Origin of the sequence: Stieleria sp., from assembly GCF_041595215.1 — a bacterium.
In the GTDB taxonomy this organism is placed as follows: Bacteria; Planctomycetota; Planctomycetia; order Pirellulales; family Pirellulaceae; genus Stieleria; species Stieleria magnilauensis.
The window spans coordinates 1-10,409 of sequence record NZ_JBFHKV010000176.1; the positions used below are offsets into that span (position 1 = coordinate 1).

The window sequence follows — 10,409 nt, forward strand, 5'->3', positions numbered from 1 at the left end:
GGAAACCACCTTTCCCGAATCCCAGAGGTCGCCAATGTCGCCCGCGAGGTTTTCCGGGGTGGTCGACACGATGACACGGTACGCTGACTGTGACTGACCACGACGCTTCGATGTCACTTGCCAACTCAGACGCGGCTTCGTGATGTCGATCCCCACCGGGTTTTCGACGTATTCACACCGCAGGTGCACGGCTTCGATCGCGCTGACTGGAGTTGCCACGCAAACGGCGACAAGCAACGAGGCGGTGTAAGTTGCAAAAGACTTCAACGGGCTACCAATGTGTGAAGGTTGTGTGGGGATAGATTTCGATCAGTCAGTCGCGCGCATTCGCGGTCGTCGACCGATTCCTAGATCTCGACTTCGGTGGCGTCGACCGGCAATTTTCGGCTCATCCACAGGGGCGTGGAAATGAACCATCCGATCGTGCCAGCCAGCGCAGCCCACTTCACGGCATCGAGTTCGATCGCGCCGACGAAATACAACAAGCAGGGGACGACGACGAGACTGAGGGTGATCAGCGAGATGACTTTGGCGATTGTGTTCATGTCAAAACTCTATGACGGTTTAAGAGGATGCGGTTGCCGGCGATTCACACGATGCTTTCTGCGTGAACTTGCTGAGCACGATGAACAGGATTCCGCAAGCGATCCAGCATGGAATGACCGCGTAGGCGGCAAACACGCCCTGTTGGAAAATCAGATACAGCCCCACCACGACGGGAAGCAGCCACGCAATCAACACGGCAAAGTTAATTTGCGTTCCGCTGCGGGTGGCGTACTCGTTTTGCAGGCCAAACTTCTTCATCAGATAAAAATCGACGAAGATCACCGCGCCCATCGGACCGAGAACGGTTCCGTACGTCCCGACGAAATCGAGCAACTGGGCCGACAGATTCGGAAAGGCTCCCGCGATGGTGGCAACGGCACCGGCCACCAAGGTCATCGCCGTCCGTGAACTCTTCGGCAAGATGCCTTGAAAAGCGAGTCCGGCACGATAGATCGTCGGATTGGCGGTCGTCCAGCCGGCGATCACCACGCAAATAATCCCGGCCCAGCCGAGCGATTGAAACGCCAGCAGCCCGGGGTTCGCGGTGACCTTGCCGTCGGCCCCGAGCGCCAAGCTCGGTTGAAGTTTGATCAGTGCGGCCAGCAGCAACCCGGCCGCGATCCAAGCCATGTAGTGGCCGAGGAACATTCCGATTGCAGGTGCCCAACCGGATGCCTTGCTCCTGGCGAACCGGAAGATGGAAAGATCCGCCATCCCGAAGTGCATCGCCCCGTTACACAACCAAGCGAACACCACGATCTGCCAGAATCCAAACGTTTGGGGGCCGTTCTTTTCCTGGACAAACGCGATCGCATCCGACCAAAACTTTCCTTCCGAAAGTGCGGCCACGCTGGTTGCGTCCATCTGTGCCAGCGACACGATCCCGCAAGCGGCAAACACGGCGATCATCCACGGTGCGGCAATGTTGGCGACCCGAGCCACCCGCTCGTAACCCCCCGCCGCAACCACCGCAATGACGACGCCGACAATCGCCACCAGCGCCGTGAACGACGGGTTGCTCAAGCCGAACATGTTCGATGGAACGTCAAAGGTGATGCCGAAGGGGACGCCGACGGCGGATGCAGAAACCGTGACCATCGCACCGGCAAGAAAACAAAACAGCAAGCCGTTGACCAGGTTGTAGAACTTGACCAACGAACCGCCGGCGATGCGTTCGAGTTGATAGTACAACGTCATCCGCTTGGACATTGCGATCGGTACGACGAGGAATCGCCACGTCAAGACCGCCAGGATGTTGCCCAGTAGCAGTCCGAGAATCAGATCGGACAAACTTGCACCGGCCGCCAGAAACAGCGGTCCAATCATGAACTCCGTTCCCGCCGCGTGCTCGCCTGCGTACATCCCCCAAAACTTGCCGCTGCCCAGTAACGCCGAATCCGGCACTGGTTCACGTTCAAATTCTCCGCCCGAATTTGAAGTTTGTTCGCTCATGGAATTTCCTGGATAGTGCTTTCTAAAATTGCGTGATTTCGGGTTGCGTTGATCGACCGGAAGCGCGGTTCAGTAACCGTTGGTGTCGAGCCCTGAGGCGATTCCGTGTCGCTGCGACGCAGCGACAAAGAGCGGCTGAAGCCTGCACACCAACGGTTGCTGAGTCCCTGTTTATCCCGCAACCGATTCATCGCTACGATGAGACGTGACTGCGGATTCGTAGTGCCGAACCTTTTCAAGCCACTCCGCACCAACGGGAACACCCATTGATTCGCAGTAGTGGTCCCAAACGGCTCCCAGTGGCATCGTCTTTTGTTCTTCCATCAATGCCAACCGAGCGGTCAAGTCGCCGTCTCGCTCAAGTTGTTGAAGCGTCTCGGTGGGCTCAAGCAGGGCCGCAAGCAGGGCTTTCAGTGCGTTCCGCGTCCCGATGGTCCAAGCGGCGACACGATTGATACTGGCATCAAAAAAATCTAACCCGATGTGGACTCGATCCAGATAGTCGCCGCGTACGATTTCCTGCATGATCGCCTGCAATTCATCGCTGTAGGTGACGACATGATCACTGTCCCATCGCACGCCTCGACTGACGTGCAGCAACAACTCGGGGACGTACATCAACGCCGACGAAATCTTGTCCGAGATCACCTCGGTGGGATGAAAGTGGCCGGCATCCAAACACAGCACTTTGTCCCGCGACATGGCATAACCCATGTAGAACTCGTGCGAACCGACGACGTAGCTCTCACTGCCGATCCCGAACAGCTTGCATTCGACCGCGTCCAACGTCTGGTCTCGCGGTAGGTCTTCGGCGAACACCTCATCGAGGGAAGCGGCCAACCGTTCTCGCGGCGCTTTGCGGCTTGCGGGCGTGTCTTTGAAACCGTCGGGTACCCAGAAATTGTTGACGCATGGGCCGCCCTGTGCTGCACCCATTGCCGCTGCGATCTTACGGCAAGCGATGCCATGATCGATCCAAAACTGTCGAATCCCGGCATCCGGATGCGACAGCGTGAAACCGTCGGATGCGTTGGGATGCGAGAAGTAGCTTGGGTTGAAGTCGAGCTTGATGCCGCGGTCGTTCGTCCAATCGATCCAGCCTTGGAAGTGTTCGACGTCGATTTCGTTACGATCCACCGGACCGCTGAACTCACCGTAGATGGCGTGCAAATTCAGTCGGTGCTTTCCGGGGATCAAGGAGTAGGCGAGTTCAAGATCGCTACGCAACTCATCGGCGGTTCGGGCGCGTCCGGGATAGTTGCCGGTGACGGCGAGCCCGTCGCCGAGCGTTCCGGCGTCCGCTTCAAAACCGGCGACGTCATCACCTTGCCAGCAATGAACCGAAATCGAGATTTCGGAGAGCCGTTGGAGTGCATTTCGCACATCAACGCCGAACGCTTGATAACGCTCTGACGCCAACTCAAATGCCGCAGCAACCTTGGTCGCATTGCTCATGATTTTGTCCTTATTTGGTCCTTTGGGGCCCGATTCATCCGACAGCATGTACTTGGATCAGCCCCAGCATACACTCTGGGAAAACCCCAAACCTTGACGATCGACCCGCAGACTAGCACAATCGTCCCAGCGTGTGTTTTTTGTCTCCGCAGGCAGGATGCCGTTGACCATCGACTCAATCGACAGGCCGCATGTGCCTTTCCGCCTGCCATGAAAGTGCTGAAAAAACAGGACTGGTTTCACGCCGACGGGTTTCCGATCGTCGTCGAGCGGCGCGATCCCCAGCAGCCGTTCGGACTGCACTGCCACGAGTTTTCGGAGATCGTGATCATCACCGGAGGGACGGGCGTGCACATCACCGGCGAGGATTCTTACGAATTGAAAGCGGGCGATACGTTCGTGATCGGGGGCGAGCGTCCGCACGACTACTTGAACATGGATCGGTTGAGTCTGATCAATATTCTGTTCGACCCGACCGATCTACCCATGTCTCTCGGCGACCTGCAGTCCCTTTCCGGTTACCACGCGCTGTTCACGCTGGAGCCTGCATCGCGACAGCGACACCAGTTTACAAGTCGCTTGCAGCTCAACCCGGCCGAGATTGCCGAATCACTTCGCCTGGTCGACAAACTGGACAACGAACTCGCCGCGCGGCAGCCGGGATTTGAAGTGATGGCGATTGCCGCAATGTTGGAACTGATCACGTTCCTTTCCCGTTGCTATCGCCAAACACGCAATCCGACCAGCAAGACGCTCATTCGCGTCGGCGAAACAATTGCCCATATGAGACGCAACGTCGCTCAGGCGATCTCGCTCGAAGAACTCGTGGCCATCTCCGGAATGTCGCGGACCAACTACATGCGGATGTTCGAAGCCGCGATGGGCACCTCCCCCATCAAATATCTGATTGAACTGCGGATCGAAGAGGCCGGGCGGCTTTTGCGAAGCACCGACCAAACCATCACCGAGATCGCGTTCGACGTCGGATTCTCCGACAGCAACTATTTCAGTCGGCAGTTCCGCAAGGTCCATGGTCAATCTCCACGCGACTACCGAAAACGCCATCGCTGAACACCACTCGCGACGTTGGCCCGCCCGTTACGCTAGAATGAATTCAGAGGAATCCAAAGATCGGCGGGTTGCATAGGAACCGGGAGAACGAAACGGATGAGTGAGATCAAAGTGAGCGTCGTGTGTTGTGACGAAAGCGCAGCGAAACGATCACAGATTGTGGAAACGACAGTCGATACATCGTGGTTGTCCGACCGCTTGATCGAATCGGCGGAGCAAGAAGTCGCAGCAGGCGAAGCGCGAGGGTTGCACAACGGCGCGATCCATCCCGAGCACGGTGCGGTGACGTATTTGCAGGAAGTCAAAGAAGGCGGGTTCTCGGTCTTCGTGGGCGACCCAGAGAATCTGCAAGAGACGTTTTTCGGCGTCGGTTCGTTCGTGGCGTTTATCGATTCGGAAGGACCTGGCCACGCTTCCAAGGTCGGCCCCGAGGGAGTCAAACGGACATTCCGATTACTGAAGGGGCACGTTGAAACCTGAGTGGAAACGATGCGATGAGCCAAACTGCGGAATCGTCTGCCCCCAAACTATTGTTGTGGTGCCTGATCTTTGTCGGGGGGTGGTTGGCGATTTCCGGATTGGCCTCGTTCGCGGTGCAATACAGAGCATCCAAGTGGCCGACGGTGGAAGGTTCGATTCGCCGCGCCGAAGTGGTCCCCGAAAATGACTATTACTTTGTTCGGTTGGAATACGAATTCACCGTCGACGGCGCCCAGTACACCAGTGACGATGTCTATCTGTATTCTGGCATCGGCGGCCTCTCCGTTTCCAGCGAAACGATGGGTGCGGAAACGCAAGCGGCCGCTGAGAAGATCCGGGACAATTATCCGGTCGGCAAGCCGGTGAAGGTTTACTACCAGCCCCAAAATCCCAGCCGATCGGCTTTGGTGATCGAAACGACCGCGATGCTCGTGATCGGCGTGTTCGGATTGATCCTTGCGACGATCGCCTTTTTGCCGCTCAAGTTTCCCAAGCTGTTTCAATCAACACGCGAGCGAATCGACAGTGACGACCGGGATCGGTGGGATAGGATTCCCGTCATCTACACCGCCGCAGTGTTCGATCAACTTCAACAGGAATTTGCCGACCAGGGAAAGACGACGGAGTTCCATCCCGGAACGATCCTGGATTCACCGGAGATCGAACTGGTCCACTGGGAACCCGGCCAGCGAGTGGAGTTCAAGCGTAGCGAAGGCGGACTGCTCTCGCGCACGCCCGCCTACCTGGTGTGCATCGATTGGCAACAGCAAACGTTGGTCGTTGGCAATGAGGGCGAAACCGAGTTGTTTCCGTTCTCCGAGATCAACGAACTGCGTCTCGGTGGGCTTTGTGAAAAGCGCAGCACCGGTGGCAAGAATTCACAACGAGTCGAAATCTGGGACGTTTGGATTGATGTGATCGTCGGTTCCAGGCGGATTCGATTGGTCAGCCAGGGTGGTTGTCGTGATCCCGATCGGGCGTTTTGCCAAGCCTTGCGGCCGGCGGCGCCACTGGCGGTCAGCTTGGGCCGTCAACTGCGTTGGGTGGGGTTCGATCGTCATGCAGCGTATCGACCGCCCCGATTCGTCTCCGGCATTGAGATCGACGATTTGCATCGGCGCGATGCGGTGCAGGCAGCGGTTCCCAGCGACGAAACTCGCGATGCGGAATCCAGCGGCGAGGAAACGCCAACGGTTAGCCGTCCGGCGGTGGCACAACAGGAATGGAAACCGCTTTCCAAGCCGGCCAAGACCAAGATCTCGATGCAGCGTTCGGATGACTTTCTTCACATCGCGTTGCCGCGACTGTTTCGATCGTCTGACCTTCAGGGTTTCGGCGTGGCCGTGCTGGTGGGCGGATTTGCCGCGATGATTTCTCCGGCCGTATTTCGCGATCCCGAACCGGGCCCGCGAATCTTCGTTGGCATTTTGTATCTGATTCCCTTGACCGTGCTGATCCATGCGATCACCCGATGGGCGCAAACTGGGACGATCGACGTGACAGGCAATCGACTGACCGTCACCGCGCGGGGGCTGTTGCGATCCAAACGTCGTCAGTGGTCGATCGGTGACCTCCTGACCGTCAGTGTCGTTCCCTGCGGCGAAGAGCGAGATGGATTGCCGATCGAGGAACTGGCTGTCATTTCCGTCGATGGGACGTACCAGCTTTATTTCAAACGATACACCAATCGTGAACTCGCATGGATCGCTGGATCCATCCGTCAGTTTCTCTCCTTTCCCGAACCGCCTGCGATCACGCAGTCCGACCCCGATAAAGCTGTGCTGGAAATCTCACGCGGCTTGGTTCAATCGCAGCAGAAGGTGATGGAAGACGCGCTGGAGGAAATGAAGCGCCAGGCCTGCCGTGTGCACAAAGGACTTGAGCAGAGTGATGCGATCCTCCAGACCGATGACGTCGAAACGGTGATGCCGCAAATCGCCGATGAGATTGTCGAACGAATGGAGCGGGCTTCGCGTTCTCGTACCGATGCCATTCGCGCCGAATTCGGACTGATCGATTTTGAAGTTTGGGATCCGGGGAACTTGATTCGGTACCGAAACACCACGTTGGATCCGAAACAGAATTTCATGAATTCGCTGATCAGCGGTCTCGGGTACGGTATCGTTTTCCTGTTCGTCGTTCCCTTTGCAATTCCGATTCTGGGCGCGATCCTGGTGATCCCGATCGATCTGATGGGATCAAAACGTTGGCATCTTGTGGTCACCGATTTGATGGCTTTCGGCGGCGGGCTGCTGTACTGGATCGTCACGCTGATCCTGTTGGCAGTCGCTTGGACGTATCTGAAACTGGCGGCCGCATTCGCGCCACGAGAAATCGAATTGGATTGGAAACAACGACGCTTGACGATTCGAGATTCGCGCGGCCAACAGAGCTACAGTTTTCAAGAAATCCGACGGCTGAATCTGCGCGAGGCCCGGCGTCCAGACGCAAAGCAAAAGCACTCAATGTTTCGCCTGGAAGCACAGTTGCCCGGACGCTCCGTGATCTTGTTGGAGGCCGATGAAGCGGATGAGATCGCCGGGTTGGCCGAAACCGAGATGCCATCACAACAGCGCATTCGCCTGTTGGCTGAAGAGCTTGCGCCACACCTGGGCGTCGCGGTCGATCTGGCAGAACCGGTGACCGACCGCTTCAATGTCGTCGGCTATCCCGGCGAGGCACATCTGACGGATATGGTTCGTCTGTGGCGAATTGTCGACGGGCGAACAAAACTCAGAATCTTCCTCGCCCTCGCGGCGATTCTTTTCTTCTGGATCTTTCGGATCGTGCAACGCTATCAGGCGAATCCGGACGTCGGGTGACTGCGACGGCTGCCACTCGTTCTCGCCCACAATACCGCTAAATCGACATTGATGGTCGCCCGGACGCTGGCGCGAACCGGCTGATATCAAGTGATGATCAGCCGTTTGGCGCGAACTTCGTCTACTCACCTTTCAGCTTCGAAATCAGATAGTCGCTGGTCGTTTCGTGCTGCACGTTTTCCGATCCCGGGTAGACCAACTCACACTCGACGCCGACGTTGCGACAGTGCTGTTGCAATTGCACCCCGAAGTTCGCGGTGTGCGTGGGGTCCTTGGCGGGTTTGCCCATCGTCGGCGGACCGGTGTAGAGCAAGTGCACCGGCGGGTCGTCCTCGCTGACCAACGCATACGGCGAATACTCGGCGATCCAAGGCAAGATCGAGTCACGCTTGGCGAGGAATTCGTCGAACTGTGAAATCTTCTTTTCTGCATCGCCGGTGAATCCGAACGCGTGGCCACCGTAGCGACTATTGGGAGTCCAAGTTTTCATCTGCAGCGGGTCGAGTGTGGTTTGTGCTCCGCGAACGGCCGCGCAGGTCAGTCGCGTCGATTGGCGTGCGATCGGATCGTCGCTGGACGGATCGGCCATGTCGGGATGAAACGCCAGCCACAAACTGGAGCATGCCCCGGCGGAACCGCCGGACGCGGCGATGCGCTGGGGATCGATGTTCCATGCTTCCGCCTTGCTGCGGACAAACTGCAGCGCGCGGGCGGCGTCGTGAAGCGGCCCCTTGACCGGCGGTACCACGCCGTCGGCCGTCGCTTCGGGAATGAATCGATACTCCACCGAGACGACGGAGATGCCGGCGTCGAGCATCTCGGGCAGCATCTCCACCAGGCCACTCATCCGACCTCCGGCCATCCAGCCGCCGCCGTGGATGAAGAACAACAACGGTGTCGGAGCGTCGGATTCCGCTTTCCAGAAATGCAACTTTTGTTTGTGATGGGGGCCGTAGGCGACGTCAAACTCGGTGGGGTTGGGCAGCAGCGGACGGGTCGCCAAGTATCGTTCCGCTTCCTGTTCGTTGATTTCGCGAACAAAAATGTTTCGCCAGCGAATTTCGCCTCCGTGGGTCTGCAACATGATCGGACCGGTCGACGGCAACGGCAACGCGCGGTCCCAGTAGTTTTCCATCACCGCACCGTCGACGACCAGGCGATTGTTCAGCCAGACCCAGGTGCGATCGCCGATCTGACGAATCTTGAATTGATTCCATTGTCCGAAGGGCCGATCCGCTTTCACCATCGGGTCGCGACCCAAGGTGTTGGGGTCGTTATTAAACAGGCCTCCCGAACCGAGGTGCGGGCGGCGGGTGGGACGCTTTGGATCGAAGACCTGGTTGGAATCCCAGATTTGGACCTGGGGTGTCCCCCGCAGATAGATGCCGCTGTCCGCTGACGGAACCGTTTTGTATTCCAGCAACAGTTCAATGTCGCCAAACTCCTGGTCCGTCGTGGCGTAGGCTCCATGGCCGTCGTTGACCAGTTCACCATTTTCCACCCGCCAGTGGTCGGCGAACTCACGCTGCTGTTCGGCAAGTTTCGCTTCCTTTTTTTCGCCCGTCAGTTTCGCCACTTGGTGGGGGTTCAAACCATGCCAGCCGGACAAATCGACGCCGTTAAAAAGCGCCCGAAAACCTTGCGGCGGCTGCGGTTCGGCAGCCGTGGCGAACGGAAACAACGAGATCAGTTGCAGTAACACAAACAGGGCGAAACATCGCGCAGCGACACGAGACATGGTGAGCTCTCTGGAGGGGATGGGGTGGGAAGACCAAGATTGTAACTCGAACGCGGACTCACGACTTGGTCATGGCGCCACCGGCGGACTTTCTGTCTTTTGCAGCGGAGGTGTTCGCGAAGCGGTACGAGCGGGCCGGTTTCGGGGCGAAAGCATCTCGAAAGTCCCCGGGAGCTCGCGGGATTCAGCTATAAAATGCTTCACAGCGCTGGGAACAGGCCCTCGCGCGGACCGTTTCGTCGTTATCGATTCGATGGTACGTACGCAGTGGATTGATCAATCATGCCGACACCCCCACCCGATGCCAACGATGACCCGTTTGATTTGGCACGCTTTGTCTCCGCACAGCGTGACTGCTACGAACAGGTATTGTCCGAACTCAGACGTGGTCAAAAACGCAGTCACTGGATGTGGTTCGTTTTCCCGCAGCTGCGTGGATTGGGATTCAGTTCGACGGCACAGTTCTACGGGATCAGCGGCATCGACGAAGCCCGCGCCTACCTGTCCCATCCCCTGTTAGGGGATCGGCTGATCGAATGCTGCCAAGCGATGCTCTCGGTACGTGATCGCACGGCGACGGAGATTTTGGGACAACCCGACGATTTGAAACTGTGTTCCTGTGCGACCTTGTTCGGGTCGGTTGCCGCGGACGACTCGGTGTTCCAACAAGTCCTCGAGCGGTATTTTGATGGAAAGGCTGACCCACGCACGTTGCAGTTATTGCGCACAACGGGAGACCGTTAAGTGAAGCGTCGGATCCTCCAGTTGGGGCCCGCAGGCCCCGCGCCAAACGGCTGATCATCGTTTGACATCAGCCGGTTCGCGCCAGCGTCCGGGCGGCACCA

9 protein-coding genes are annotated in these 10,409 nt (G+C 57.8%); 4 read left to right on the top strand and 5 right to left on the bottom strand.

Annotated features, from left to right (window positions below; all coding sequences use genetic code 11):
- The 4 genes from ABX749_RS09265 to ABX749_RS09280 form a co-directional block, all read right to left on the bottom strand.
- Window positions 1-267, bottom strand: a 267-nt coding sequence (locus ABX749_RS09265; RefSeq protein WP_372895725.1) for a hypothetical protein, incomplete at its 3' end; no start/stop codon positions are given.
- A gap of 80 nt (window positions 268-347) precedes the next feature.
- On the bottom strand, window positions 348-545 hold the full coding sequence (locus ABX749_RS09270; protein ID WP_372895726.1) for a hypothetical protein: 198 nt from the start codon (window positions 543-545) through the stop codon (window positions 348-350).
- A gap of 19 nt (window positions 546-564) precedes the next feature.
- Window positions 565-1,998: a hypothetical protein gene (locus ABX749_RS09275; protein ID WP_372895727.1), complete on the bottom strand. Its 1,434-nt coding sequence runs from the start codon at window positions 1,996-1,998 to the stop codon at window positions 565-567.
- Between the two features lie 171 nt (window positions 1,999-2,169).
- On the bottom strand, window positions 2,170-3,453 hold the full coding sequence (locus ABX749_RS09280; RefSeq protein WP_372895728.1) for an L-rhamnose isomerase: 1,284 nt from the start codon (window positions 3,451-3,453) through the stop codon (window positions 2,170-2,172).
- Window positions 3,454-3,663: 210 nt separating this feature from the next.
- Here ABX749_RS09280 and ABX749_RS09285 point away from each other — a divergent pair, with 210 nt between their 5' ends.
- From ABX749_RS09285 to ABX749_RS09295, 3 genes are all read left to right on the top strand, one after another.
- Entirely contained in the window at window positions 3,664-4,524 is an 861-nt protein-coding gene (locus ABX749_RS09285) for a helix-turn-helix domain-containing protein (protein WP_372895729.1), read from the top strand.
- Between the two features lie 96 nt (window positions 4,525-4,620).
- Window positions 4,621-5,004, top strand: coding sequence for a hypothetical protein (locus ABX749_RS09290; protein WP_372895730.1), 384 nt, complete (start codon window positions 4,621-4,623; stop codon window positions 5,002-5,004).
- A gap of 14 nt (window positions 5,005-5,018) precedes the next feature.
- Complete coding sequence (locus ABX749_RS09295) at window positions 5,019-7,826, top strand: DUF3592 domain-containing protein (protein ID WP_372895731.1); 2,808 nt, start codon at window positions 5,019-5,021, stop codon at window positions 7,824-7,826.
- 121 nt (window positions 7,827-7,947) lie between these two features.
- Here ABX749_RS09295 and ABX749_RS09300 read toward each other — a convergent pair whose 3' ends face one another.
- Complete coding sequence (locus tag ABX749_RS09300; RefSeq protein ID WP_372895732.1) at window positions 7,948-9,564, bottom strand: family 16 glycoside hydrolase; 1,617 nt, start codon at window positions 9,562-9,564, stop codon at window positions 7,948-7,950.
- A 282-nt stretch (window positions 9,565-9,846) separates the two neighbouring features.
- Here ABX749_RS09300 and ABX749_RS09305 point away from each other — a divergent pair, with 282 nt between their 5' ends.
- Window positions 9,847-10,308: a DUF1810 domain-containing protein gene (locus ABX749_RS09305; protein ID WP_372895733.1), complete on the top strand. Its 462-nt coding sequence runs from the start codon at window positions 9,847-9,849 to the stop codon at window positions 10,306-10,308.
- The last annotated feature ends 101 nt before the right edge of the window (window positions 10,309-10,409 follow it).